Genomic DNA, 24,684 nt, shown 5'->3' with positions numbered 1-24,684 from the left:
CATGACTTCAAAGGGGACCCGCCTGGCCGGGAAGGTCGCCGTCATCAGCGGAGCGTCGCGAGGGATGGGCCTCTCCCATACCCGTGCGTTCCTGGACCAGGGGGCGCGTGTGGTCGCCTTCGACCTGAACGAGGACGCGGGCAAGACGCTGGTCGAGGAGTACGGCGCGGATCGTGTCGTCTTCCTCCGCGGGGACGTGCGCACCGCCTCGGACTGGAGCCATGTTGTCCAGGCCGGTGTCGAGCGGTTCGGCGCGATCAACGTGCTGGTCAACAACGCAGGCGTATCGCCGCTACAGCGTCTCGAAAGCGTGACCGAGGCGGACTATCGACGGGTGATCGACATCAACCAGGTCGGGACATTCCTCGGCATGCAGGCGGTGATCCCGGCCATGCGGGAATCCGGTGGCGGCTCGATCGTGAACATCGCGTCCAGTGCGGCGCTCGTCGGCTTCGCCGACATCTTCTCCTACGTCGCGTCGAAGTGGGCGGTGCGCGGTATGACCAAGGCCGCCGCGCTCGAGCTCGTCGAGTACGGCATCCGAGTCAATGCCGTCTGCCCCGGCGACACCGATACGCCCATGATCCGCGAGAACGCCAAGACTCCCTCCGCCTCGATGCCACTGGCCGAGGATCTGCCGTTCGGGCGATGGGCGCGTCCCGGGGAGATCTCGGCCGCGGCTGTGTTCCTCGCCTCGGACGAGTCGTCGTACATGAGCGGCACCGAGGTGGTCGTCGACGGAGCCTTCACCGCCCAGTGAACCGACACGACACCGAATCGTCACGGCAAAGGAGCGCCATGGACCGGCTCGACGGGAAGGTCGCCATCGTGAGCGGCGCGGGCAGCGGCATGGGTGAGGAGCATGCTCGCGCCCTCGCGCACGCGGGGGCACGGGTCATCGGGTTCGACATCACCCCCGGTTCCGGACCTGCGCTGGCTGACGAGCTCGGGCCGGATCGCTTCCGCTGGCTGCTGGGAGATGTCACCTCGATCGCCGACTGGCAGCGAGTCGTGGCGGAGTGCGTGGCGGCGTTCGGGCACCCGACGGTGCTGGTCAACAACGCCGGGATCGCGCGAGCCAACCGGGTCGAGACGGTGGAGGAGAGCGAGTACCGCCGTGTGATCGACGTGAACCAGGTCGGCCCGTTCCTCGGAATGCAAACGGTCGTGGGGTCGATGAAGGCGGCCGGCGGAGGATCGATCGTGAACATCTGCTCGACGTCGGGCCTGGTCGGCTTCACCGACAACTTCGCGTATGTCGCGTCGAAGTGGGCGGTGCGCGGCATGACCAAGGCGGCCGCGCTTGAACTGGTCGGGCATCGGATCCGGGTCAACGCGGTCTTTCCCGGCGAGACGGATACCCCTCTTCTCCGCGCGGATCCGACCGCCCTGCCTCCCGAGTCGTCACGCTTCGGCCGCTGGGCGCGGCCGTCCGAGATCTCCGCCGCGGTCGTGTTCCTCGCCTCGGACGAGGCCGGCTACATGAGTGGCGCGGAACTGGTTATTGACGGCACGTACACCGCGGCGTGATTTCGGCTCGGCGGTGTTCTGATCTGGCACATTCCACCGGTGAGCTGCGAAATAGCGTCACCCTAGATCATTTGCCAAAGGATGACTCTGTTCTGTAATCGGAGGCTTGAGATGATGCGAGATCAGGTTCGTTTCGGCCTGATCGGTACCGGCCGGATCGGCCAGGTGCACGCGGCGAGCATCGCTGCGGATCCCGATGCGATGCTCTCCTGGGTCGCCGACCCGTATCCAGTGGGCGCGGAGTCGGTCGCCGCCCGCTACGGGGGAGCCGCGACCGACTCTCCCGAGCGGCTGCTCGACTCCGCAGAGGTGGATGCCGTGCTGGTCGCAGCGCCGACGCCGACGCACATCACCCTCATCGAGGCCTGTATCGACGCAGGTCTCCCGGTGCTCTGCGAGAAGCCGATCGACCTCGACATCGCGCGGGTCGACGCGCTGCGCCCGAAGGTCGCGGCGAGTTCCGTGCCGGTCGCGCTCGGATTCAACCAGCGCTTCGACCCCGCCTTCGCCGAGACGCGCACGCGCGTCGCCACCGGCGAGATCGGCGAGCTCGAGCACTTGTCGATCACCAGCCGCGACCCCGGGCCGCCACCGGCCGACTACATCGCGACCTCCGGCGGGATCTTCCGCGACATGACCATCCACGACTTCGACATGGCTCGCTTCTTCCTCGGCGAGATCGTGGAGGTGAGCGCGACTGGCGCGCAGTTGTTCGACGAGGGCGCTCGTGAGCACGGTGACTACGACACCGTCGCGATCGTGCTGCGTGCGGCCTCCGGCGCCATCGCCACGATCACGAACTCGAGGCACAGCGCGATCGGCTACGACCAGCGACTCGAGGCGCTCGGCGCCGAGGGGCTGCTGCTCGTGGCCAACGCACCGTCCAGCCTGGTGAGCGTCTCCACGTCCGCCGCGGTGGAGGCGAAGCGGCCCTATCTCGACTTCTTCCTCGAGCGCTACGCGGAGGCCTACGTACGCGAGCTGGCCGAGTTCATCAAGCTCGTGCGCGGTGAAGAGTCGACGAGCCCGACATTCGAAGACGGACGCGCGGCGTTGATCATCGCCGACGCCGCACAGCGCTCGGCGGAGGAAGGTGCGGTAATCCGCCTCACAGGGTGAAGACGCGACCCCGACCAGAGGTGGTCTGGTCGGGGTCGCGAAGACAGCAGGGCCGGAGATCGGGGGAACTCCGGCCCTTTCCATGTGTTCCGCGGTCTATGCCTGCGTCGTGGTCGCGCCGGTGACAGCGGGGACGTCGACCCACTGGCCGGACTCGGCGCTGCGAAGCGACACATCGACCAGCTCGGAGGCCGACCAGCCGTCGGCCGCCGACGGCGCGAGCTGCACGCCTTCCGCGACCGAGCGCAGGAACAGTGCCGCCTCGATCGTCTTGAGGTCATTGAAACCGATGCCGGGCCCGGCGTTCGGCTGGAAGCGGCCGAACTCGCCGTAGGACGTGGGGGTCATGATCGTGCGGTAGCCGCTGCCGTTGTCAGCCAGCTCGAGCTGGTTCATGCGGTCGAAGTTCCAACGCAGCGACCCCTTGGTGCCGTATACCTCGATGATGTACTCCGCGTGCGGTCCGATCGCGACACGGGTGGTCTCGAAGATGCCGATCGCACCCCCGTCGAAGCGAGCGAGCAGGGCCGCGTAGTCCTCGTTCTCGACCTCGCGGGAACCGCCCTTGGGGAGCGGACGCTGCGGGATGAAGCGCTCGGTGACCGCGTTCACCGAGATGATGGGGGCTATGAGGAACTGCGCCAGGTCGAAGCCGTGACTCAGTACGTCGCCGAGCACCCCGGAGCCGGCCTGCGCCCGTTCGTACCGCCAGGTGAAGCCCTGGTTCGGGTCGGAGGCATAGCTGGTGATCATGCGGATCTGCACGTTGGTGATGCGCCCGAGCTCGCCGGAGCGGATCAGGCGGCGTGCCTCGGCGACCGCCGGAGCGTGACGATAGTTGAAGCCGACCGCCGTGAAGAGTCCCGCTGCGGCCGCGCCCTGCGCGATCTCCCGAGACTCACGGGCGCTGCGGCCCATCGGCTTTTCGATCCAGAAGTGCTTGCCGGCGTCGATGGTCGCGAGCGCGATCTCGTGGTGCAGGAAATTCGGCGAGCAGATGGACACGACGTCCACGTCCGGATGCGCGAGAAGTTTGCGATAGTCGTTCGTCGTCTCGCGGAATCCGAGCGCTTCGGTTGCGTAGGCGCGTCCGTTCGGATCCGGGTCGGCGGCGATCACGAGTTCCGCGCGCTTCGGCAGCTCCGGGAAGAACTGCTGACTCTGAAGGTAGGAGCGCGCGTGGAGCCGCCCCATCACTCCGACGGAGATCAGTCCGACTCCGATGCGGTTCTGCTCTGGCAAGGTGACTCCTTCGTCTGACGCGGGTGTCGTGAATACTCCGACGGGCGCTCCCGGGCGGGATTCCGGCGCGTCGTGTCAGCCAGCCTAGAAATGCCGACCCGGGAAGCTGTGTGCCAATCTGGAACATCGGTGGCCCTCGCCGCGCTGCTGTACTGACTCGCATCGGTCCTGCTGAGTCACGAGGGAGTTCCGGCGATGATGAGCGAACGGGTGCACCACATCGACCCCGAGCACACGCGCGTGCTGATCACGGGTGCCACCTCCGGCGTCGGTGAGGCCACGGCGAAGCTCTTCGCCGCGCGCGGGGCTGTGGCCGTCGCCCTGCTTGGCCGGCGTGCCGAGGAGCTGAGCCGCGTGGCCGACGAGATCGGTGACTGCGCCCACACGTTCCGCGCCGATGTCTCGGACTCCGTGTCGGCAACCGATGCGGTGCGCGCGGCGGTCGAGGAGCTCGGAGGACTCGACGTGGTGGTCAACGCCGCGGGCATCGCGAGGGCTGCGTCTCTCGAGGAGCTGGACGACAGGTCGTGGCGCGAGGTGATCGACACGAACCTCTCAGGAACGTTCTACGTCTCCCGCGAGGCGGGGCTGCACATGCGGGCCGCCGGTCGGGGCGCGATCGTGAACGTCGCGTCCGACCTGGCCAGCATGGGGGTAGCGGGTCTGGCGCACTATAGCGCCGCGAAGGCGGGTGTCGTCGGGCTCAGCCGCGCTCTGGCGATCGAGCTCGCGCCGACCGTGCGCGTCAACGTCGTGAGCCCCGGTCCGGTCGACACCCCGATGCTGCGGGGCGGGCTCGACGCGAGCGCCCCCGAGGCGTCGCTGCGCGAGAAGGAGGCCACCGTGCCGCTCAAACGACTCGCACATCCCGACGAGATCGCGCGGGCGATCTGGTTCCTGGCGATCGACGGGGCATTCGCGACCGGCACCAGCATGGCCTTCGACGGCGGCACCACCGCCGCCTGACCCACGCCCTCATCCGAGACGTCCCGCCTCCGCGCGGATCATTCCGGACCAAGCCCCGCTCAAGGAGCACCACACACATGTCCGACCCGAACATCAGTGAACTCCGCAGTGCGCGGTGGTTCAGCCCGCACGATCTCACGGGATTCATCCACCGAACAGCGATCCAGGCGGAAGGCTTCTCGAAATTCGCCATCAAGGACCGACCGGTCGTCGGCATCGCGAACTCGTGGTCGGAGCTGGTGAACTGCAACATCCACTTCAAGTTGCTGGCCGACGCCGTCAAGCGCGGCGTGCTGATGGCGGGCGGCCTGCCGCTCGAGTTCCCGACCATCTCGCTCGGCGAAAGCCTGATGAAGCCGTCGGCCATGCAGTTCCGCAACCTCATGGCCATGGATGTCGAGGAGTCGGTCCGGGCCTACCCGCTCGACGCGATCGTGCTACTCGGCGGTTGCGACAAGACGGTTCCGGCTCAGCTCATGGGCGCGGCGAGCGCCGACATCCCGACGATCATGCTCACTGGCGGGCCTCAGGAACCCGCCTACTTCCGCGGTCGTCAGCTCGGTGTCGGCACCGACACCTGGAAGTACGCCGACGAGCTCCGTGCGGGAACCATCACGCAGGAGGACTTCAACGACCTTGAGGCCAGTGCGAAGCCCACCGCCGGACATTGCAGCGAGATGGGCACGGCCTCGACCATGACCTCCCTCGTGGAGGCGCTCGGCATGTGCCTGCCCGACACCGCCTCGATCCCCGCCGTGGACTCCCGCAGAGCCTCCGCTGCCGAGGCCACTGGTCGACGAGCGGTCGAGATTGCGGTCTCGCTTGGCCCCAGGCCGAGCGAGGTGCTCACCGAGCAGGCGTTCGACAATGCGATCACTCTCCTCATGGCCGTCGGTGGCTCGACCAATGCGGTCGTGCACCTGCTGGCGCTGGCGCGGCGGGTCGGCTACGAGCTGCGGCTCGACCGCTTCCACGAGATCTCGAAGCGCACCCCCCGGATCGCGAATGTGCGCCCCTCGGGAGAGCATCTCATCAAGCAACTCTTCAATGCCGGCGGCATCTCCGCCGTGCTGAAGGAGCTCGACCCCCTGCTGCACGGCGACGCAATCACCGTCACCGGCGAGACGCTCTCCGACGGCTACCGCAATGCGGCGGAGCCGGACGGCCAAGTCATCAGCAAGCTCGAACAGCCCTTCGACACCTCGGGTGGCATCGCGGTCGTGCGCGGGTCGCTCGCCCCCAATGGCGCGGTCATCAAGAGGAGCGCCGCGTCGCCCGAGCTGCTGAAGCACCGAGGGCCGGCGGTTGTGTTCGAGGACATCTACGACCTCGGGCGTCGGATCGACGACCCCGCTCTCCCCATCACCGAGGACTCGGTGCTGGTGCTGCGCAATAGCGGGCCCGTGGGCGCGCCCGGCATGCCGGAGTGGGGGATGCTGCCGATCCCCGAGCGACTCCTCCGCCGCGGCATCCGCGACATCGTACGCATTTCAGATGCGCGTATGAGCGGCACCGCGTTCGGCACCACCGTCCTCCACGTCTCGCCCGAGGCCGCGATCGGCGGACCGCTTGCCGCCGTGCGAGATGGTGACCCCATCGTGCTCGACGTGGAGAACCAGCGTCTTGATCTCGACATCCCGGACGAGGAGATCGAACGGCGTCTCGCGGACGTCGAGCTGCCTGCCCCGAAGTACCGCCGAGGCTACGGCCGGCTCTTCATCGACCACGTCACACAAGCCGACGAAGGATGCGACTTCGACTTCCTGCGGAAACTGCCGGATGAAGAGCCGCAGCGGCTCCCGTACGGCCTCACCAGCGGATGGCAGGGCGGCTGGTAGCCGCACCGATGAAATGGATGCGGCGCCGCGAAACGAGACGCCGCTCGAAGTGGAGAATATATGTATCGCCCGAAGGTGATCGTCATCGTGCCTCAGGGAGGACAAGTGCCGCCGCTCGCGGCGGTGGAACCCGAGGCGGATGTCCTCGTCGTGCGCACGGCCGACGAGCTGCGGGCCGCCCAGGAGAACGCCGAGATCCTGTTCCTCAACGACTTCCGCAGCACGTTGCTGCGCGAGGTCGGGCCGGGGCGGCTGCGCTGGATCCACACCTCCAGCATTGGCATGGATCCGCTCCTGACCGAATCGGTCGTGAACAGCGACGTCGTGGCCAGTAACTCGCGCGGGGTCTGCGAGCGTCCGATCGCGGAATGGGTACTCGGCGTGCTGCTGATGTTCACCAAGGACCTGCGTCGCACGATCGAGCTCCAGCGCCAGCACCGCTGGCAACACAGGGAGACCGAACCCATCCTGGGCCGGAAGGTGCTCGTCGTGGGACCCGGCCCAGTGGGAAGGGAGACCGTGCTGCTCCTTCGCGCCGCAGGAATGGATGTCACCGTCGTGGGCCGTACCGCCCGACAGGACCCGGCGCTCGGTGCCATCGCGTCCATCGCGGATCTCGACGAGCTGCTCCCCGGAGCAGACGACGTCGTGTTGACCCTGCCGCTCACCGAGGACACCCGCGGCCTGTTCGACGCCTCCCGGCTGAAGAAGATGCGACGCGGCGCCCGGCTGGTCAACGTCGGACGCGGTGCCGTGGTGGTCGCGGACGACCTGCTCGCCGCCGTCGATGACGATCACCTCGATGCCGCGGCCCTCGATGTGTTCGAGCAGGAGCCTCTGCCGGCCAACAGTCCGTTCTGGAGCCGGGACAACATTCTCGTGTCGCCGCACGCGTCGGGGGACCTGGTGGGCTGGCGCAGTCGCGTCGTCGACAGTTTCGTCGAGAACCTGCGCCGCTGGAAGGTCGGCGAGCCACTGCGAGACGTCGTCGACCTGCGCAAGCTCGGAATCACCGCCCCGGCGTCGACCGCACCCTGAGTGCGCGACGCGTAAGGCCGGCTCGTCCGACGGGCGAGCCGACCTTACGCATGCCTCAGCGTATCCCGCGGGGTGTCTCACCTTGGCACAGAAGGGCGTGAAGGCTCGCCACTAGCGTCGTGCCATTCCGGATCCGTCAACGATGGGGTTCATATGGCCGGCATTACCGAGGCAGCGACGCAGGTCCCGGAGACCGAGGGGATTCGACTCCGGGGCAATATGGGAGTCGGAGAGCTCGCGATGAGCGTGCTCGCATTCGCCTCACCCCTGGCAACCGTGGCGGGCACCATGCCCGTGCTCATGATGTACAGCGGTAAGACCACGCCGGGAATCTACATCATCATGACGGTGATGCTGCTCATCTTCTCGGTTGGCTTCGTGAAGATGAGCCGCTCGATCGAGAATCCCGGTGGATTCTATTCCTTCGTCACCGCGGGTCTCGGCAAGTCGGCCGGTCTCGGCGGCGCGTTCCTGGCTCTCACCGGCTACCTCTTTATCGGTTTCTTCTCGCCGCCATTCTTCGCGGTCACGCTACAGGGGTTCGTCGCGAAGACCCTCCACGGGCCCGAAATTCCGTGGTATTGGTACGCGCTGGCGATCATCGCCGTCACCACCTTCCTCGCCTACTGTCGCATCGACCTCTCGGCGAAGGTGCTCACGGTCGCGATGATCCTCGAAGTCGTAGTCGTCGTCGTCTTCGACGTGGTGTCGTTCTCGACCAGTGGCGAGCGCGTCGCTCACGGGATCGGGTTCTCGATGCCGTGGTTGACGGATGCCGGTCTCGGGCTGGCACTCCTCTTCGCGATCGGCAACTTCCTCGGCTTCGAGGCGACCGTGATCTTCCGCGACGAGGTCAAGGACCCGGGACGTACCATTCCGCGTGCGACGTACCTCGCCGTGGCCGGCATCGGCGTGTTCTACGTCGTCGCAGCCTGGGCGATCATCGCGTTCATCGGCGCGGACCGGGTGCAGGAGGTCGCGCGGACGAACACCGTCGGCCTGTTCAACGACTCCGCAGGGCAGCTGATCGGAACGGTCTTCTCTGACGTCGTCTCACTGCTCCTCATTACGTCGGTCCTCGCGACGATGCTCTCGACCCAGAACATCGCCGCCCGCTACAGTTTCTCGCTTGCGAAGGACGGGGCGCTGCCGAAGGTGCTCGGCCGTGTGCACGAACGCCATCACTCGCCCTACGTCTCGGCGTTGACCGCCGGCATCCTCTGGGCCGTGGCCACGGTCGTCTTCACCGTGCTCGGAGTCGGTCCGGACACCCTGTACCCGATCGCCAGCGGTAGCGGCACCTTCAACGTGCTGCTGCTCATGTTCGTCGTAAGCCTCGCGGTGCTGGTCTACTTCCTCCGCCGTCGGCGGGAAAGCCCCGAATCGCTGTGGGATACGGTGGTCGCTCCGGCGATCAGCGCGGTGTTCCTCGGCGCCGTGACCTATCTGGCCATCACGAACTACTCCGAACTCATCGGAGGGTCGACGCTGGTGACGGTGATCTTCATGGCGTTCACGTTCGCGCTGTTCATCGGTGGGGTGCTCTACGCCCTCTATCTGCGCAAGAAGCGTCCCGAGATCTACGCGAAGCTGGGGCGCGAGCGGGTCTGATGGCGCCTGGCTCACGCAGTGACGAGGGTACGGGTCCCGGGGGCGCGAGGGTGTACGGCCCGCGCGGCCCGCGGGACGGCACGGCCACGATGCTGCTCGCCATTTATCGCTACGGCCGGCCAGGTAGGACACCGCGACCCGGATGTCCTCCGCGCGCTGGAAGGGGTCCTCCAGACTGCGCGGCTCGCCCTCGCTACGGAACGGTTGATCCGGTTGTCAAACGCGGAGATGGCTGCCCTTTTGGAATCGGACATGAATCTGGCCCCGGGCCGTAAGGATCTGTGGACTCAGGCGGTCGCGGCCTTCGGCATGCCCTGGCCACGGACTCGGCCGCTCACGCGGCGGCCTGCCCGGCGCCTTCGATAGCCCTAGCTAATGGGACTCCGTTAGACATCTCAGGGGGCTAAGTAGTCAAGCTGACTGCTCGGTCGGGGGCGGGAGGAGTGGTGCGAAGGCGTGCTGCTCATCGAAGAGCTGCCGGGTCTTGAGGCAGTGGTAGAGCTGGCCGAGGAAGCGGTTCAGGAGGTGGCGCTGCTGGCGCCCCGGCAGTCCCCGCCCAGCGCCAAGGCCCGCCGCGAGTATGAGAACCGCGTCAGCAGCGCCCTCGGCAGCGACATCTAAAGGGAAGTGGGCAGTACTCGCAGGTCAGGTGCTACTCCGTTGTTTTCTCGGCCCCGTGGAGGGCGGCCGACTGCTCCAACGGTACGAATGGGCCTGGCTCCCGGCGCCAGTAGAGGGGCTCAGGCAGTACTTCGCGATCGCACTTCAGGAGTCCACACAACTCCCGATGATCACGAGGTGTCCGTACCCGTTCCGAGCCGGGCCCACTACGAGACCAGACTGAGGAGTCCAGCGTCATCCCGGCTATGCACGGAACGCCACTTGAGCTGGTCGAGTGGCACCAGCGTAGTCGTCTCCCTGTCGGCGGTAGGACGCGATCTTGATCTTTTGCCCGAAGTTCGGCGCGTTGATCATTTGCCCCTCGCCGATATAGAGGCCGACATGATGGATTCCCTCATCGGGTGTTCCGTAGAAGACGAGGTCGCCAGGGGCCAGTGGTTTATCCTGAGGAACTCGGGGGCCAGTCTGGAGCTGTTCTTCTGCGGTACGCGGCAGGGTTATACTTGCTGCAGCGTACGCCGCCTTGGTGAGCCCCGAGCAGTCGAATCCTGCGTCTCCGCCTGTCGGCCCGTTGCCTCCCCATTCGTACGGCAGTCCGAGCTGGCCTTCGGCGTAGTCAATCGCTTTTCTGGCGGCGGGACTTGGTTCCGTGGTGCTGCCGAGGCTCGAGGGGGTCTGGTAGTCCTGTGCTTGGGCGAGGACCTTGGCGACGTACCACTCGGCAGGGTTATAGGTGAGGATCGCTTGGTGGAGGTTGCGTCCGCCACGGGCGCCCGAGTCGCACAGGTAGGCGACCGCGGTGTAGATCGCGTCCCGGGGGTCGTACGGAGAGGGTGCTCCTGCCTCCTGTTGCGGTATCGGGTGCTTGGCGGTGACCGCGTCGAAGGTCGGCTGGAGGAATTGCATCGGGCCCTTCGCTCCCTTGGCGTTGGCTGCGCTGTGGACGCCGGGCAGGGTGGAGCGGCCGTGGTCGGTCTCGACTTTGCCGATGGCGGCTGGAACCGACCAGTCGAGACCGGGGCAGGTGGTTGCCGCCTGCTGGTAGAGCGTGAGGTAGTCCGGCGGGATGTCGGTGAGGGCGGTGCGGCTGGGCTGGCTGCTGGCACTTCCGCTGAAGACCGATAGGACACTGCTTGCCCCGGCGGCGGCCAGGGCGATCACGAGGAGCACCGCACCAAGGATCGAGATCCCGATTTTGGCCATTGGATCACCTCCGGGACTCAGCAGATGAGGGGGCCGGTGCCACCGGAGCAGGCGGTGGGCTGCTTGTGGCGGTGCCCGTATTGGCGAGAGTGATCGGGGCGAGATGTGGCCAGGCGTGGCCGAGCTGGGCGAGCTTGAGGCGGCGCTGAGGGGAGTTGGCGGTGTCCAGGGGCAGCCAGCGGGCCACGGTGGGGTCGCTTTGTTCCTGGTGGGCGACGAGGTCTGCGCTGGTGGTGGCCAGCGGGACGAGAGAGGGTTCGTCGAGGGTTGCCAAGGCCGCGGTGAGGGCGCGGCGCGCCCTGTTTTCGCGGCGGGTGCTGGGCATCCAGAGCAAAACCGGTGTGGTGATTCCGGTGGTGGCGGCCAGCCGCGCGTAGCGGCTGACTTTGCGGGCTACGACGCTCAGCGGTTCGGTGCCGCAGTCGTATTCGAGGAACCATTCGATCTCGGTGGAGTGCTGGCGCCAGCGGCCGTAGGCGTCGGGGCGGACGATGTCGCCAAAGTGCTTGTGGCAGCGGGCCTCGGACCACCAGGCGGTCAGTTCACCGTCGGTGTCTGCTCGCCGGGTGCGTGCTGAGAGGACAGTGAAGAAGGTGTTGACGCCGACGGTGTGGGCCAGGCGCAGGGAGTGGGCGATGCCGATGGCACGGTCGTGCCGGTAGCCCAGTTCGTGAAGGTCGAACCCGTCTTCGCGGGCGAGGAAGGTGGCCCCGACGGTGTCGAGGACATAGTGCATGGGGGCGCTGCCGGCGGTGACGAAGGGCTGGAAGCGGTCGAGCACACGCCACTTGTAGAGGCTGAGCAGGCGCAGGTTGGCCGCTCGGGTGGTGGGCCAGGCCAGGGCGGCGATCTGGTGGCTGGTGAAGACCTTGTGCTCGAACAGCATGCGCATGAGCCACCGGTCGCGGGGCGTGAGGTGCTTGGCGAGTCGGGCGAGGTGATCGCTGGTGGTGGCCGAACGCGGGGTGGACCGCTGGGGCATGTGCCCGCGCAGGGTGCGTTGCGGAGTGGGATTGGTGATCACAGGGTGGTTCACCTCCGGCAAGAGGAGTGAGAGGGAGCAGGGACCGCGGTGGGGCCACTGCGTCCGAGGGTGGGATCAGGCTGATGTGGGCGCGTCCGGTTGGCCGCGTCCGGATGTTCGGCGTGGGTCGATATGCGGTGGAGTGCCGTCGCCCTTCTTGCGCAGTGGCACGGAAGAGGGTTGGGGGCGAGCGTTGCGGGCCGCTGCGGCACGGATCTGCTTGGCCCGCCCAGGGATGGGCGGCGGGAGTTTCTCGGTGACCGCGGTGAAGGCGGGGGCTTCGGCTCCGTGGAGCACAGGTCGGACCGCTGCGTGGAAGACGTCGAGATTGGACAGGTCGTGTGCGGTCAGTCGCGGCTCGGTGTGACGGGCCAGGTGTCGGGCATCCTCTGGGCTGGCGTTGAAGATGATCTTTGTGCGGGCGTTGGTGCTGATGCCCTCCTCCAGCTCTTTGGGGAGCTGGCGCAGGTACTGGTGGGCGAGCGTCATCGACAGCCGGTAGGCGCGGGCCTCGGCCAGCATGTCGCCCAGCGGGTAGGGCAGGTGGAGGAAGTTGTGCGCCTCGTCGATATAGAGAGAGGCGTCGTGTCGCTGGGCCTGGGGAAGACGCGCGCGGGCCGTGGCGGCCTGCCAGGTGCGGGCGACCACGATAGAGCCGACTAGGTGCGCGGTCTCCGTGCCGAGCGCGTCCTGGGCGATGCGTACGAGGCATATCCCGCCGTTGAGCGTGTCGTTCATATCGACGGTGGAGGGGCCGCCGGCGAGGGCTTGGCGGACGAACGGACGGAGGAGGAAGCCCCGGAGTTTGTTCATCAGCGGGGCGGTGACCTGGGCACGGGCTGGGTCGGACAGGTCCTGGTACCAGGTCCAGAAGCCTTTGAGGATCTCGTCGTCGAGTTGATCGGTGGCGCGCTGCCGGAAGGAGGGGTTCGACAGCAGTTTGGGCAGGTCGGTCAGCGTGGGGGTGCCGGGCTGGGCGCGCAGGGTCAGGAGTGAGGCACGCAGGATGTCGTCGGTGCGTGGGCCCCAGGAGGCGGCGTAGACGCGGGAGAAGACGGATACCAGGTTGTCGACGGTGCGCGGTCCGTCCGCTCCTTCCAGTGGGTTGAGTACGGGTGGGCGGGTCTTGCTGTCGGCATCGAAGAGCACCACTTTCTCCCCGAGCTCGACTGGCAGCCGTTGGAGCAGGTCGCTGACCAGATCGCCCTTCGGATCGATGACGACCACACCGCGCCCGGCTTCGGCGTCGGCGAGGATCATCCGTGCCATCAGCTCGCTCTTGCCCGAGCCGGTGGCGCCCAGGACATGCAGGTGGTGCCGTGCATCGGGGACATGTAGCCCGACGGGACGCTGGTGGCCGCTGTCGGTCAGCCCGATCGGCCGCACTGCCACTCAGGTGGTCGGGACGCCGGGCGGAGGCGGCACGGCCCTTGCTCCGGCGCGTTGCAGACCGGCGACGGTCTCGTCCCATGGCAGGTGTGCCAGCGCGGCGAGTTCCGGGATCGACAGCAGATCGCCTTTGTCCAGGCGCCGTTCAGCCAGGCGGGGTAGGGCGTGGCGGGCATGTAGCCGGGTACGGCGGTAGTAGTTGTGCTCGGTGAAGGCGGCGAACGCGGAGGCGATGGCGTGGCTCCGGCCGCGTGCCCGGTCCCGTATCTTCGCCTGGTCGTCGGCCGATGCATGGTCCGGAGCCGTGGTGGTGACCGCGTAGCGGATGCGGGTTTCATACGGGGTGCCGCGTTGCTTAGCCACGATCACGCGGTCCTCGGCGGCCCTCTCCAGAGCGGTCTGCGGGTCGATGGACGTGGTGGCGCCTTGCCGGGCGCGTAGGCGGGGATGATGACCGGGGGTGAGCAGGTCCAGCAGACGGCTGATCAGCCGAGGCGACCGTCCGGCGCGCGTGTGCCGGGCCGCCCGGCGGGCCTTCTTCACCCTGTGGCCGGTCTCCGGCCGGGCGAGCACCTGCACCACCGCCCGCTCTTGCGACCCCAGCCCGACCGGTGCGCCGAGGAGAGGGCGCACAGGGTCGAGGGGGAAGTCGGTGCGGATCGGCAGGGCCTCGCTGCGGCCCAGTCGCAGCTCGCCGGCGGCGATGTGGAGTCGCTGGCCCGGCGGCGGTGCGGTGAACAGAGGGGCGGTGGCGGGGGCGGTGCGGGTGTGGGCGCCGGGCCAGGCGGACTCGATGGCCCGCTCGATCATGCCCGGCGGGATCTGGCCGGGCACCCATACCTGTAAGCGCACGGTTTCGCGGTCGAAGAGGTACTCGAAGGCCAGGTGCGGCTGCCCGGTCAGCCACCGGCGCCAGGCTGGCCGCAACAGACCCACCAGGTTCGCCCACAGTGCAGCAGCCCCCGCGGCGTCCACCGTCGGCGGAGGCAGGATCTGAACGACACGCGCGTCAGCGGTGAGACGCCGACGGCAGCGACAGCGCCACCACCAGCGCCCCCAGACCAGCGTCGCAGCAGTGGCGACCACGGCAGGACCGACAATCCATCCCCAGGCGAGCACCCACCTGTGGATGTGGGCCAGTACGGCGTGCATCGTGCCGGAAGGGTCGCGCAGATAATCCCCGATCGGGGAATCCGGCACATCTGAGTCGGAAGAGGCGGCAGGGAACAACGGGGGAGGGAGAACGAGATCAGCGGGGCGACCCATGGCACGGGACCTTTCACGAGGAAAGCATCAGGGGGACGGAGGGCTGGTGTCAGGCGGCGCGGCCTTGGCGCTCGGCAGCACGCAGTTCCTGAGCGTTGTCCGGCGTCTCCGGCCGGTTGCCGGTGATCAGCCGTAGACCAGAGCGGCCCTCGACCCGTGCTGGGCCCGGCGTTCGGTGTCGACCTCGGCCTGCCACGTGCGGAACGTGCGACCATTGAGCCTTTTGAGGAAGTGCGGAATGCGGTTGGCGGGGATCCCGACCAGGCGCGGGCCCAGCACGGCGAGGAGATCGTTCGCCTCTTGCGAGTGCCAGCCCGCTGCGGCGATGGACTCCTCGTCCGGGAAGACGTCCGCCACCCGGTCCCGCTCGGGGTTCAGCGCGGCGTCCTGGACGCCGCCGAAGCTGTATACCCACAGGAAGTTGTCCGGGGCGCCCGGCTCCACCAGGGCGCGAAACCTGACCACTTCTTTGGTGTAGGCGTAGAAGTTGACCGATGGCCGGGCGCGCATCACCCGAAGCCAGCTATGTATGTAGGCGTCGGTGAAGAAGTCGCCAGAGTCGTGGATGCGCACCCAGACGCCGTGGAACTTCTCGGCTCCGAGTTCCGTGATCATCGCCTGTTCCCAACCGGGCAGATCGTCCAGGACGAACCGGAGGTTCGCCTGGTGCTTGGCCCGGACGGTGGGCCAGGTGTAGGTGCCGTGGCGGGCATAGCAGACCTGGCGGCAGATCCCCGCAGAGGGGCAGGTGTTGTATGTACGGCCATCCGGAAGCCGACCTGCCCAGGCCGGCAGCGTCCAGTTCCATGCGCCGATCGCCCGCATTTCCCGGTTCTGGGTCAGCAACGGCGACGGGCGCGGCGGGGAGACAGAAGGCGGTGGTGATGTGGCACAAGGCATGAGAGCGCCCTTCGTACAAGGGAGCAGATGAGGTATGGCTGGTCCGCAGAACCGCGTCATCGAGGCTTCACGGCAGCATCCGCCGCGGGCCGACCGTTCGGCGGGATAGTCAAGCTGTACCGAGGTCGATCTGAGCGCCGGTGTCGGACCGGAAGTCGTCGACGGGGTCGGTGGAGTCGAGGGTGAGGTACGCGTCCTCGGCCTCCGCGATGGTGTTGCTCTCGGCGTAGGTGGCGAGTTCGGCTGGGTCGGTCGTCACCAGACGGTGCTCGGTGGGTGAGGCGATCGCCTCGAAGGCCACGCGTTGTGTTCCCGCGGAGAGCAGGCCCTGGCCACGCTCGGCTGACAGCAGGAACTGGCGCTCGCCGTCGGACAGGTTGAAAGCGGCCGTGACCTCGTCGATGGCCTGCGGGGCCTGACGCAACAGGATTTGGGTGGCGGCGTTGGCCACGATGGCTTTGCCGAGGTCGGAGCCGAGGACATCGGCGGTGTCCTGGGTGGCGACCGTGAGCCCTGCCCAGCGTTTGCGGAAGGACTTGGCCATGCGGAACAGGAATTCCGCTCCGGCGGGTTCCTGCATCAGCAGCCAGGCTTCGTCGACTACGACCAGGCCGGGGCGGCGCAGGGCTGGGTTGGACACCCGCCGCCAGACCGAGTCCAGGGTCAGCAGTGTGCCGATCGGTTTGAGTTCGTCGGCCAGGTCGCGCAGGGAGAAGGCCACGAGGTGGCCTTCTGGTCTGCTGGTGGTTGGGCCGTCGAACAGGCTGGAGAAGGTGCCGCGCACGTACGGGTCCAGCCGAGCGGCCAGATCCTGCGCTGTGTGGTTCTTCGACTGTTCCAGTACGGCTGCCAGGTCGGCGAGTAATGGAGTGGGGCGGGTCCAGGTCCGCGGGTCGGTGGTGATCCCGGCGCGTTGGTAGGTCGTGGTGATCGCCTGGTCCAGCACGGCGCGCTCTGTCGGCGTGAGCGTGCTGCCCAGCAGGACGCCGATGACTGTGTGCAGGAACAGTGCCCGGCGGATAATGGCGTCTCTGGGCGCGGTGCGCCGCCCGTCGGGTCGGGTGTGCAGGGGCAGGTCGAAGGGGTTGAGGCGGACCTGCTCGGCGCCGAGGTGGACGTAGGTGCCGCCGACCGCCTGGGTGAGGCGCGCGTACTCGTCTTCGGGGTCGATGACGTGGATCTCGATGCCGCGGTAAAGCGACCGTAGAAGTTCGAGTTTGGCCAGGTAGGACTTGCCGGCGCCGGAGCGTCCGAGGATGACGGAGTTGTGGTTGTCCAGGGCGAAGCGGTCCCAGTGCACCAGCCCTTGAGAGCCGAGGTTGTACCCGTACAGCACCCCGGTGGGGGCGCCGGCGGAGGTGGGGTCGCTCGGGGGCAGGTCGGGGCTGGTGAAGGGGAAGGCCGCCGAGAGCGCCGCGGTGTCGAAGGTACGGCGCATGCGGATTAGGTCCAGGCCCATGGGCAGGCAGGTGACCCAGCCTTGCAGGCTGCGGTAGCTGGTCGGTTTGGCGTCCAGCAGCAGGCTCGCCGCTAGCGAGCGGACGGCGGCGACCTCGTCCTCCAGTTCCTCGGTGTTGGTTGCGTGCACGGTCAGATAGAGCCCGAGACGGTAGAGCTTGCCTTCGCCGCGCGCGACCCGGGAGGACAGCTCGTAGGCGTCCTCGGTGGCGGCTTCCACGTGCGGGTCGAGCAGCCGGCCTTTCTGCTCGGTGTAGCGGCGGTCGGATTCGAGCTTGGCGAGCTGCCGCTTGAGGCGGGTGCTGGCGGTGACGGGGTCGATCGGCTCGATGTGCACGCTGACGTCCACCCGGCCCGGGTAGGTCAGCAGGGGTTGCAGCCATCCGGGGTAGACCTCGCGGGGGAATCCGGTGATGGCGAAGGAAGCTACCTGTTCCCCGCCGATTTCCAGATGCCGGGGGCTGACGGCCAGCGCATCGGGAGTGAAGGCACCAGCGCTCGTCGTGGGCGCCTCCCGGCGTGAGGCGCGTGAACGGCCAGCACGCTTGCGGATCATCGTGATTCCCTCCCCGCTGGCCTGTCATGTTCGGTCTCGTCGCTCTCTGGGCCGGAGGTGTCCGGACGTTCGAAGGTGCGCAGGGCGGTGTCCTCTTCGGGGACCGAGACGATGGTGATTACGTCGTCGGCTCCAGCGAGGTGGGAGGAGACCGGTACGAGGCTGTCGGGATTGCAGGCGGCGGCCAGCACCGCGGTGGCCTGCCCGGCATCCAGCGGAGTGACAACGATCCCGGCCGGACTCAGCAGATCGACGGCCTCGCCGAGTCGCCGCACCAGGCGGGCTTCCGCCGCCCGGCGCGCCGCCTCCACCGAGGGCTGCGCGGCATCCCGGGACCGCCTGTGGCGAGTGAATGCCGCCAGCGGTGAGGCGCCGCCGAGCCCGTCGACCGCACGCTGTGGCCCCAGCGGTTCGCGCAGAACGAGCAGCACTTGGCGACGCAGCAGATCACTCTGGGCGCCAAGCTGGGCCAGATAGTCTGCGTGTTCACGGGCGGCCTCCTCCAGCGCCGGGTGCGGCAGCCTGGGAGCCTGCTCGCGGAGCTCGCTGATCTGCCCCGTCAGGTCCAGATGCTCGGTGCGCACCAGCACCTGGACCGGTGCGGTGAGGGAGTGCAGGTAGCGGCCGAAGGCGGCGGTCAGGGACTCCTGCTCGGCCGGGGTGCGCAAGGAGAAGTTGACGGTGGAGCACACCGCCACTGCCGCGACCCCGTCCGTGCCGAGATCGACCACGCCGGTCTCGGTGACGTCCTCGGCGGGAAGCTCCAGCTCGGCCGGAGCAATGTCCCTCTTGGCGCGGAAGTCTTGCGCGTTGTGTGTGACCCGGCTGGCCAGCCAGGCGGGGGCCGGGTGGATGCCTTCGGGAGCGGCGACCCGATAGCGAGGGCTCATGCGCTGGCGGATGGCAGCAAGGGCCAGCCGGTCCAGTGAGATGCCGTCCCGCCGCCCGAGGGCCAGCAGCGTTGTGGCCACCGCGATGGGAATTGCCAGGACCGCGAACACCGCCAGCGGCACCACGTCGCGGATGGCTGTCCAGGAGCCGTAGAGCACGATGCCAGCGACCGTGAGGATGAGCAGCTGGCGGGCGGTCAGGCTGCCCAGAACGGTGTCCTCACGGTCGACGTCGGCGGGGATGCGTACCGGCTGGGTCATTGCCGATCACCTCCGGAGTTCGAGCGTCGTCCTCGACTGGGTGGCGAAGGGCGCTTGGGGGGTGGGGAGCTGAAGCGCGGCGGAGGTGGTGCGCTGGTGCGATTCCGCGGGGGCGGAGTAGCGGGATCGGGAACTGGCGGGCGGAAGGTCACTGGCGCTGGTTGATCGTGGGTCCGTCGGGGTGGTGTGGGGGACGGATCGGTGGGCGGCTGGAACCGAGGTCGGCCCGGGGGCGTGGTGGGGCGGCCTGCTCGGGCGGGTGTGGGTGTGCCGGATCCGGGTGCACGGAAGGATGGTGAACCGGGTGGTGCCGTGGGCCGGGGTGTGGGGGCCGGGCGTGTGCTGGCCGAGCCGTCGTCGGATGGGCCGGTGGGGGCGCGGAAGGTGGGCATGCCCGGCGGTCCGATCTGCGGACCGAACCGCGGGGCTGCTCCGGGTACGGGTTCGCGGAACAGAGCCGGTCCGGGCGGGCGGCGCCGGATCACCGGCGGACTGGACGCCCGCGTGCTGCGGCGGGTCCGAGCGGGGATGGGTGTGCTGTTCCTGCCGGTGCGGGATCGCGATGCCGCACCGAAGGCGCTGGTTGAGTTCATGCCGCGCAGTGCTCCGAAGGTTCGGGCGGCGATGTAGGTGCGCACCAGGCTCCCGGTGAAGGAACGCCGGTGGCTGCCGCGGAGAGAGCCGAGAATCCAAAAGGGGATTTTGAACAGGATGTACATCAGGGCCAGGGAGACGATGAGGTCGACCAGGCCTGACTTGTTGGGGCCGAGCAGGGTGAAGCCGTCGGGGTCCAGGAAGACGCGCAGGGCGGTGACCAGGGTCAGGGACTGGGCGAGTTGGATGGTGAGCAGGCCGAAGAAGCAGCGCCACCACCAGCGGGCGATGCCGTCGGTCTGCGGCAGGGCGTGGCACATCAGGGCCAGCGGTGCCCCGGCAACCATGATCATGGTCAGAGCGACGCGCACGGCGTAGGTGACCAGGAGCGCTACCAGCATCCCGGCGATGAACACCTGCATGAAGATGATGAAGATGCCGCCGTTGATGGAGCTGAGGATCAGGTTGCGCAGCGTCTTCGCGGCGCTGTCCTCGTCCACGCCCTCCCCGAGCACGGCTCGGGACAGGGCGTTGGCGGTGGCGATGGCCTTGTTGGCGACGAACAGGGACAGGGCCGCGGCCAGGAAGCCCAGGACGATGCGCGGGGCGATCTCCTTGATGGAGTAGTGGGTCTGGACGGACTGGTAGGCCATCACCACGATCCCGGCGATCATGATGAGCATGCCGTAGCAGGCCAGCATGATGTGCCAGGAGTTCGACCACAGCTCGCCGATGCGTGGCAGCTGGTCCAGGGTCGGGGTGGACAGCAGGGTTCTGCCGAGGAGGTCCAGCAGCGGGTTGAGCGCCTTGGTGACCAGACCCTTGAAGAAGACGGTGATAGCGGCGTTGATGCCATCGACGATCCAGCCGACGACACCGCCAGGGTCGCCCCCGTCACCATCGCCGCTGTCCGGCTCTTCGGTCGGCAAGGGAACGGAACTGGCGCCGCTGCTGCTGGGCTGCGGAATGCAGTCCGACCGCGAGGGCCCGCCCGACGGAGAAGCACACGGGTCCTTCTCCGTCGTCGAAGGCGCTGCGGTAGGAACGTGAGGAATCCCTGGCGAAGAGCCCCAGGACGACGAACTCGGCGCCGGGCTGCCGGGTGCGGCTGAGGCGGTACCGGAAGATTCAGGAGAGGGCACGTCGGGCGCTGCCTGCGCACCCGACGCCAGCAGCCAGCCGAACAGCACCCCGATGACCACCACCACGAAGCCCGAACCCAGGGACCGCACCCGGACCACTGGCCGGAGAGGGCCCGCTCCGGAGGCTCTGTCGAGCACACCGTGCCCACGGGCCACGGGCGGAGGGGGTGGCGGGGCGGCGGACATTAGGCACCCACGATCCCTTTGAAGATCTCCACCACCAGCGGCGCCAGAGTGGCCAGCCCATACCCGTAGCCGGCGCTCTTGAACGAGGACTTGGCCTTCTCGACCTCGCCCGGATCGCCTGCGGCCAGGATGTACCGAACGCCCCCGACGGTGAGGAACAGGGTGGCCAGACCTGCCAAGATGCCCATGATCCAGTTGCGGAGGTTGTCCAGGACCGTGTTGATCGACTTGGCCAGCGCCTGCACTCGTACGGGCTCGGCCTGTGCCGCGGATGTCAGCAGGATGGACACCGCGACGATGAGGCTGACGATCAGCAGGAACCGCCCCGCCCACGCGGCCAGGCGTCGTGTGGAGCGTTGCTGGCCACTCTGATCGGCGCGGGCGGTGCGATCGCGCCGGAAGCGGCGGAACAGTGATGATGTCAGGCGCATCGGGGCACCTCCGGAGACGGCATGGACGGTGCGGCGGGTGAACTCCCCCCGCACCCGAGAAGGCCGGTCTTCGGCCGCGGATTGGACAGCGGACCCCGAGCTTTCTGCGCGGTGCCCGGCGCGGCATCATCTGGCAAATTGCTAACGGAGCGTGATGAGCCTGCGCGGAGTTGTCGGGCCGGACGGTCGGGGTCGGCGAGCACGCTGGCGGCCACCGGGTCGTTCGAGTCGGTGTCCCGAGTTTGATCCCGTATGAAGGCGATCAGTCGGCGTTCGGCGCGTCGGCGGGCCTTGTATGCGGCGTCGGTCGTGGTCCGATTCGCGACCGCCCAGCCGGTAATGGAGGACTCCTCCAGTCGGGTTGCGCCGATCAGGTCGGCCTCGGTCCGAGTCAGGACCGACTGGCGGACTGCCTGGGCCAGGACGAGGTCCGGGTGTCCCCACGGGGGCCGGGGCGGAGCGGAATGGAAGCCGTGGGCCACCGGTGTGGGGGCATCGAGGGCTTCGGCCAGGGCGGCGTGCCCGGCACGATAGGCCGCCCATCGCAGCCGCACGAGCACCCGCGGCCGGTCCAGATCGATGTCCGCCAAGGCGCGCAGAAAGCCGGAGAGGACCTCCGCGTGGACATCGAATGGATCGCCGGGATACCGGGCGGCCAGCCACCGGGAGGTGCTAGCGAGGGCGGGCAGGGCCATTCCCGTGCACGCCAGGGTCCAGGTGGCGCCTTCATCCCGGGAGCGCTGCACCAGATGGGTCCACACGGCGTCGCGGGTATGGCGGGGGCAGCGGCGCTGTAGCATGCGGCGCCGCAACTCGTTCAACGGGACCAGGCGGTTTGGTAGACCGGAAAATTTCCGGCCGTCCACCGACAGGGGATCCGGCCCGGTCACCAGCCAGGTAAAGCACTGCTGAGCGGTGTCCAGGGGCAACTGCTGGGCTTGACGGCGGTTCGAGCGACGGGCGTGGCGCCTGCCAGTCATGAAACGCCCTCCTTCGCACAAGGAATGGAAGCGACACCTCCATGAATTCAGGCCGCTGACAAGAAACGGCCAAGACGACAACAAGGCGTTCACTCTTGCACGCCGTCGACATTGCTAAAGAATTCCTAAGCATGGCCTGAAGACGATCACGTGGGGGCAGCTGGGCACGGCATTTGGATGCCCGCCCTTAGTCGCCCCTTAAGCTGCTTTGACCTGCTGATTTATGTGTTTGACAGGTGTCACCTAGTAGCGCGGTAGGCCCATGAGGCCGAGCGTTCCGGGTCCTTCTTTCGACGCAGGTGGTTGGCTCAGAGGCGAAAAATTTCTCGAAGAAAGCACGGAACACTGCCGAGGTGTTGTCTGGGGCCCGGTGAAGAACCGACCTTTCTAGCTGTCGGAATTCTGACGAAGAACCCCGAGAGAGCGTTCGGCTCGGTCGTGACCTTGAGGGGCGGGGGTGAGTTTCGTCCGGCGGTGTCCAAAACCGGCCCGGATCCCGGTCTTTTCTGGTGTCCATGCGGCACTACGGATCTCAGGAGCACGGGTATGACACGCAACCGACGAGCTACCAGGCCACCCCAAGGCGGAGAGGGACGACACCAGGGCGCCCCCTCTGGCCGACGGAACGGCCGAGGTGCCCAGGCCAGTTCGCCCTGGGCCGCACTGTGGGGGCACTGGGCGCGCCCCGGATCGGTCTGGCCGGTCGCATTGGAGCAGGGCCACCCGGACGCAGACGCCCTCCCCGGGTGGCTTCTGGGCGCCATCGTCAAGATCGTCGCCCTCTACAGCGAAGCCGGGCAGCGGGTGTTGCTCCTCGCCCCGCCCACCCGCCACGGTGAATCCACGGCTGATCCAGAACTCCCTCCAGACCCGCCTGAGTCAGGTCCCGGTCTGCTGAGCGGACTGACCGACGCGGCCCAGACCGCGGCCCGACTCGGGCGCACCCTCCACGTGCGCACCGCTCTGCCCGCCAAGAGCCGGCTGTCCGATCCCGGACTCATCCACCAGTCGGGGTTCGGACTGTCCCCGCAGCCGCCCGCCCTGACACCGACTCACACCGACTGTCCTCCGGACTCGGGTTCGACCGCAGTCGGTCCGGACCGCTACGCCGTTGTGATCACCTTCGTCGATCCACGAGACCCCGACTGGGTCGACGATGCCCCTTGGCGTAATCTCCTGATGCCGAACGGAACCCTGGCATTCATCACTCACAGTGACCATCAGCAGGGGCGCCTGATCGACCCCAGCAGCCTGCTGACGCACACCGCGCATCGCGCGGGGCTCATCGTCCTTGATCACGTAGTCCTGCTGGAGACCCCTATCCGTCGCAGCGGCCTGACCGCACCATCGCCTCGCGCGGCGACAGCCCTGTTCCCGCAACGTCGGACCGATGCTTCGGAGGCGCCCCACATGCGCATCCACTCTGACCTGTACCTGTTCGCACGTCCCCGGGCTGAGGCAGACGGCGAAGCCGGGGAGGTGTGCTGATGGCTGACCAGTTTCCGCCGCTGTGCTGGGTAGGCCCGCGGCTCTCGGTGTGGAGCACCGGGCAGGACGATGCGTCCCTCCAACTCACGCGCGGTCCCTACGCGCCTGCCACGGTCCAGGACACCGCCCGCATGCCTCCGGCCATCGCCGCTTACGCCATCGCTACGTATACCCGCCCCGGCGACACCGTGCTCGACCCCGACTGCGGCGTCGGCACGGTCTTGGTTGAGGCCCTGTGCGCCGGACGACATGCCATCGGGATCACCCGCCACCACCGGTGGCGGGCCATCGCCCGGGCCAACGTCACCGCCGCCAAACGTGATGGCGCTGTGCCGGATGGAATGGTGCTCGAGAGTCCACCCGACGCCGCTGCTACGCGCCACGCCGGATTGGCTGGTCACAGCGACCTGCTCCTGACCACCTGGCGGACCCCTCTGCGCTCCCGTGTGCACCGGGCAGATGAGCTCGATGGGGGCACCGGCACGGCCGCCGGAGAGAGCGCGGCCACTGACCACCTCCGTACGCAACTGGCCCGGTGCCAGCCGCTGCTGCGACCCGCCGCTCATGTGATCGTTGTGGTCCCGCGACGCCGCAGCCGTGATGTTCTGCTCGACCTGCCGGGGCATGTAGTGCGTGCTGGGTGGGCGGTCGGACTGCTGCCGGTGGAGCGGTGCGTCGCGCTGCTGGGTGAACTGCGCGGCTCCCGGCTCGTAGTGCGTGCTTCGGTGGCACAGCGCCGCAGCGTTGCTCGATACGAGCGGGCCCTCGGGCAGCCGGTCATGCTGCCCGCCCACCAGGATGTGCTGATCTTCCAGACTCCGCGGCAGGCCACCGCCGCGGCGTTGGCCGCTCCGCCGCCCGGGCCCAGCCCGCTTCACCGCCCCGAGCAAGTGGCGATCTCGCAGGGGAGGGCCGCAGCGTGATCCTCCCGTACTACACCGACGATTCAGT

20 protein-coding genes and 2 pseudogenes are annotated in these 24,684 nt (G+C 68.0%); 10 read left to right on the top strand and 12 right to left on the bottom strand.

All coding sequences use genetic code 11. The annotated features are described in order from the left end of the window. Nucleotide 1: 1 nt before the first annotated feature. The 3 genes from ACZ6TD_RS19990 (at nucleotide 2) to iolG (ending at nucleotide 2,649) form a co-directional block, all read left to right on the top strand. Complete coding sequence (locus tag ACZ6TD_RS19990) at nucleotides 2-760, top strand: SDR family NAD(P)-dependent oxidoreductase (protein WP_471355857.1); 759 nt, start codon at nucleotides 2-4, stop codon at nucleotides 758-760. Nucleotides 761-798: 38 nt separating this feature from the next. Continuing rightward, complete coding sequence (locus tag ACZ6TD_RS19985; RefSeq protein ID WP_471355854.1) at nucleotides 799-1,530, top strand: SDR family NAD(P)-dependent oxidoreductase; 732 nt, start codon at nucleotides 799-801, stop codon at nucleotides 1,528-1,530. A 111-nt stretch (nucleotides 1,531-1,641) separates the two neighbouring features. Then, the gene (gene iolG / locus ACZ6TD_RS19980) at nucleotides 1,642-2,649 is read left to right on the top strand and encodes an inositol 2-dehydrogenase (RefSeq protein WP_471355852.1); all 1,008 of its coding nucleotides are present in this window, start codon (nucleotides 1,642-1,644) and stop codon (nucleotides 2,647-2,649) included. A 96-nt stretch (nucleotides 2,650-2,745) separates the two neighbouring features. Here the strand turns inward: iolG and ACZ6TD_RS19975 are convergent, their stop codons facing one another. After that, on the bottom strand, nucleotides 2,746-3,891 hold the full coding sequence (locus ACZ6TD_RS19975; RefSeq protein WP_471355850.1) for a Gfo/Idh/MocA family protein: 1,146 nt from the start codon (nucleotides 3,889-3,891) through the stop codon (nucleotides 2,746-2,748). A gap of 195 nt (nucleotides 3,892-4,086) precedes the next feature. Here ACZ6TD_RS19975 and ACZ6TD_RS19970 point away from each other — a divergent pair, with 195 nt between their 5' ends. The 4 genes from ACZ6TD_RS19970 to ACZ6TD_RS19955 all read left to right on the top strand — a co-directional run bounded on the left by ACZ6TD_RS19970 (nucleotide 4,087) and on the right by ACZ6TD_RS19955 (nucleotide 9,344). Next, complete coding sequence (locus tag ACZ6TD_RS19970) at nucleotides 4,087-4,857, top strand: SDR family NAD(P)-dependent oxidoreductase (protein WP_471355848.1); 771 nt, start codon at nucleotides 4,087-4,089, stop codon at nucleotides 4,855-4,857. 77 nt (nucleotides 4,858-4,934) lie between these two features. Beyond that, a complete protein-coding gene (locus tag ACZ6TD_RS19965; RefSeq protein ID WP_471355846.1) occupies nucleotides 4,935-6,695 on the top strand; it encodes an IlvD/Edd family dehydratase in 1,761 nt (586 codons plus the stop codon). Between the two features lie 75 nt (nucleotides 6,696-6,770). Then, a complete protein-coding gene (locus ACZ6TD_RS19960) occupies nucleotides 6,771-7,733 on the top strand; it encodes a D-2-hydroxyacid dehydrogenase (RefSeq protein ID WP_471355844.1) in 963 nt (320 codons plus the stop codon). Between the two features lie 153 nt (nucleotides 7,734-7,886). Continuing rightward, the gene (locus ACZ6TD_RS19955) at nucleotides 7,887-9,344 is read left to right on the top strand and encodes an APC family permease (RefSeq protein WP_471355842.1); all 1,458 of its coding nucleotides are present in this window, start codon (nucleotides 7,887-7,889) and stop codon (nucleotides 9,342-9,344) included. Nucleotides 9,345-9,449: 105 nt separating this feature from the next. Here ACZ6TD_RS19955 and ACZ6TD_RS19950 read toward each other — a convergent pair. Next, a pseudogene (locus ACZ6TD_RS19950) lies at nucleotides 9,450-9,539 on the bottom strand (alpha/beta hydrolase); the annotation flags it as partial. Nucleotides 9,540-9,800: 261 nt separating this feature from the next. Between ACZ6TD_RS19950 and ACZ6TD_RS19945 the strand changes: the two are divergent. Then, entirely contained in the window at nucleotides 9,801-9,965 is a 165-nt protein-coding gene (locus tag ACZ6TD_RS19945; protein WP_471355840.1) for a hypothetical protein, read from the top strand. Nucleotides 9,966-10,208: 243 nt separating this feature from the next. Here ACZ6TD_RS19945 and ACZ6TD_RS19940 read toward each other — a convergent pair whose 3' ends face one another. The 10 genes and pseudogenes from ACZ6TD_RS19940 to ACZ6TD_RS19895 form a co-directional block, all read right to left on the bottom strand. Then, nucleotides 10,209-11,168, bottom strand: coding sequence for a C40 family peptidase (locus ACZ6TD_RS19940; protein ID WP_471355838.1), 960 nt, complete (start codon nucleotides 11,166-11,168; stop codon nucleotides 10,209-10,211). 4 nt (nucleotides 11,169-11,172) lie between these two features. After that, nucleotides 11,173-12,192 (bottom strand): replication-relaxation family protein, encoded by a 1,020-nt coding sequence (locus tag ACZ6TD_RS19935; RefSeq protein WP_471355836.1) that lies wholly within the window; start codon nucleotides 12,190-12,192, stop codon nucleotides 11,173-11,175. 75 nt (nucleotides 12,193-12,267) lie between these two features. Beyond that, complete coding sequence (locus ACZ6TD_RS19930) at nucleotides 12,268-13,584, bottom strand: type IV secretory system conjugative DNA transfer family protein (protein ID WP_471355834.1); 1,317 nt, start codon at nucleotides 13,582-13,584, stop codon at nucleotides 12,268-12,270. Further along, nucleotides 13,585-14,733: a DUF8128 domain-containing protein gene (locus tag ACZ6TD_RS19925; protein WP_471357905.1), complete on the bottom strand. Its 1,149-nt coding sequence runs from the start codon at nucleotides 14,731-14,733 to the stop codon at nucleotides 13,585-13,587. A gap of 163 nt (nucleotides 14,734-14,896) precedes the next feature. Continuing rightward, nucleotides 14,897-15,747: pseudogene (locus ACZ6TD_RS19920) on the bottom strand (GP88 family protein). Between the two features lie 109 nt (nucleotides 15,748-15,856). Beyond that, nucleotides 15,857-17,761 carry a VirB4 family type IV secretion system protein gene (locus ACZ6TD_RS19915; RefSeq protein ID WP_471355832.1) on the bottom strand — a complete coding sequence of 635 codons (1,905 nt, stop codon included), beginning with the start codon at nucleotides 17,759-17,761 and terminating at the stop codon, nucleotides 15,857-15,859. Beyond that, nucleotides 17,758-18,912 carry a PrgI family protein gene (locus ACZ6TD_RS19910; RefSeq protein ID WP_471355829.1) on the bottom strand — a complete coding sequence of 385 codons (1,155 nt, stop codon included), beginning with the start codon at nucleotides 18,910-18,912 and terminating at the stop codon, nucleotides 17,758-17,760. The genes ACZ6TD_RS19915 and ACZ6TD_RS19910 overlap by 4 nt, the downstream gene beginning before the upstream one ends. Beyond that, nucleotides 18,909-20,435 (bottom strand): hypothetical protein, encoded by a 1,527-nt coding sequence (locus tag ACZ6TD_RS19905; RefSeq protein WP_471355828.1) that lies wholly within the window; start codon nucleotides 20,433-20,435, stop codon nucleotides 18,909-18,911. Before ACZ6TD_RS19905 ends, ACZ6TD_RS19910 begins: the two co-directional genes overlap by 4 nt. A 398-nt stretch (nucleotides 20,436-20,833) precedes the next feature. Beyond that, nucleotides 20,834-21,265 carry a pilin gene (locus ACZ6TD_RS19900; RefSeq protein ID WP_471355826.1) on the bottom strand — a complete coding sequence of 144 codons (432 nt, stop codon included), beginning with the start codon at nucleotides 21,263-21,265 and terminating at the stop codon, nucleotides 20,834-20,836. Then, the gene (locus ACZ6TD_RS19895) at nucleotides 21,256-22,245 is read right to left on the bottom strand and encodes a hypothetical protein (protein WP_471355824.1); all 990 of its coding nucleotides are present in this window, start codon (nucleotides 22,243-22,245) and stop codon (nucleotides 21,256-21,258) included. The genes ACZ6TD_RS19900 and ACZ6TD_RS19895 overlap by 10 nt, the downstream gene beginning before the upstream one ends. Before the next feature lie 951 nt (nucleotides 22,246-23,196). On the opposite strand from ACZ6TD_RS19895, the gene ACZ6TD_RS19890 reads away from it, so the two are divergent. Both ACZ6TD_RS19890 and ACZ6TD_RS19885 read left to right on the top strand, forming a co-directional pair. Continuing rightward, nucleotides 23,197-23,733, top strand: a complete 537-nt coding sequence (locus tag ACZ6TD_RS19890; protein ID WP_471355822.1) for a hypothetical protein — start codon at nucleotides 23,197-23,199, stop codon at nucleotides 23,731-23,733. Next, entirely contained in the window at nucleotides 23,733-24,656 is a 924-nt protein-coding gene (locus ACZ6TD_RS19885) for a DNA methyltransferase (RefSeq protein ID WP_471355820.1), read from the top strand. The genes ACZ6TD_RS19890 and ACZ6TD_RS19885 overlap by 1 nt, the downstream gene beginning before the upstream one ends. The last annotated feature ends 28 nt before the right edge of the window (nucleotides 24,657-24,684 follow it).

This window comes from Streptomyces yongxingensis (assembly GCF_055597465.1).
This window is presented reverse-complemented; position numbering and strand designations above follow the sequence as displayed.

Bases quoted from the DNA above. Each gene is read 5' to 3' on its own strand.
- ACZ6TD_RS19900 (WP_471355826.1), bottom strand. From the start codon at position 21,265: ATGCGCCTGACATCATCACTGTTCCGCCGCTTCCGGCGCGATCGCACC.
- ACZ6TD_RS19955 (WP_471355842.1), top strand. From the start codon at position 7,887: ATGGCCGGCATTACCGAGGCAGCGACGCAGGTCCCGGAGACCGAGGGG.
- ACZ6TD_RS19885 (WP_471355820.1), top strand. From the start codon at position 23,733: ATGGCTGACCAGTTTCCGCCGCTGTGCTGGGTAGGCCCGCGGCTCTCG.
- ACZ6TD_RS19915 (WP_471355832.1), bottom strand. From the start codon at position 17,761: ATGATCCGCAAGCGTGCTGGCCGTTCACGCGCCTCACGCCGGGAGGCG.
- ACZ6TD_RS19925 (WP_471357905.1), bottom strand. From the start codon at position 14,733: ATGCACGCCGTACTGGCCCACATCCACAGGTGGGTGCTCGCCTGGGGA.
- ACZ6TD_RS19970 (WP_471355848.1), top strand. From the start codon at position 4,087: ATGATGAGCGAACGGGTGCACCACATCGACCCCGAGCACACGCGCGTG.
- ACZ6TD_RS19910 (WP_471355829.1), bottom strand. From the start codon at position 18,912: ATGACCCAGCCGGTACGCATCCCCGCCGACGTCGACCGTGAGGACACC.
- ACZ6TD_RS19990 (WP_471355857.1), top strand. From the start codon at position 2: ATGACTTCAAAGGGGACCCGCCTGGCCGGGAAGGTCGCCGTCATCAGC.
- ACZ6TD_RS19985 (WP_471355854.1), top strand. From the start codon at position 799: ATGGACCGGCTCGACGGGAAGGTCGCCATCGTGAGCGGCGCGGGCAGC.
- ACZ6TD_RS19965 (WP_471355846.1), top strand. From the start codon at position 4,935: ATGTCCGACCCGAACATCAGTGAACTCCGCAGTGCGCGGTGGTTCAGC.
- ACZ6TD_RS19895 (WP_471355824.1), bottom strand. From the start codon at position 22,245: ATGACTGGCAGGCGCCACGCCCGTCGCTCGAACCGCCGTCAAGCCCAG.
- iolG (WP_471355852.1), top strand. From the start codon at position 1,642: ATGATGCGAGATCAGGTTCGTTTCGGCCTGATCGGTACCGGCCGGATC.
- ACZ6TD_RS19940 (WP_471355838.1), bottom strand. From the start codon at position 11,168: ATGGCCAAAATCGGGATCTCGATCCTTGGTGCGGTGCTCCTCGTGATC.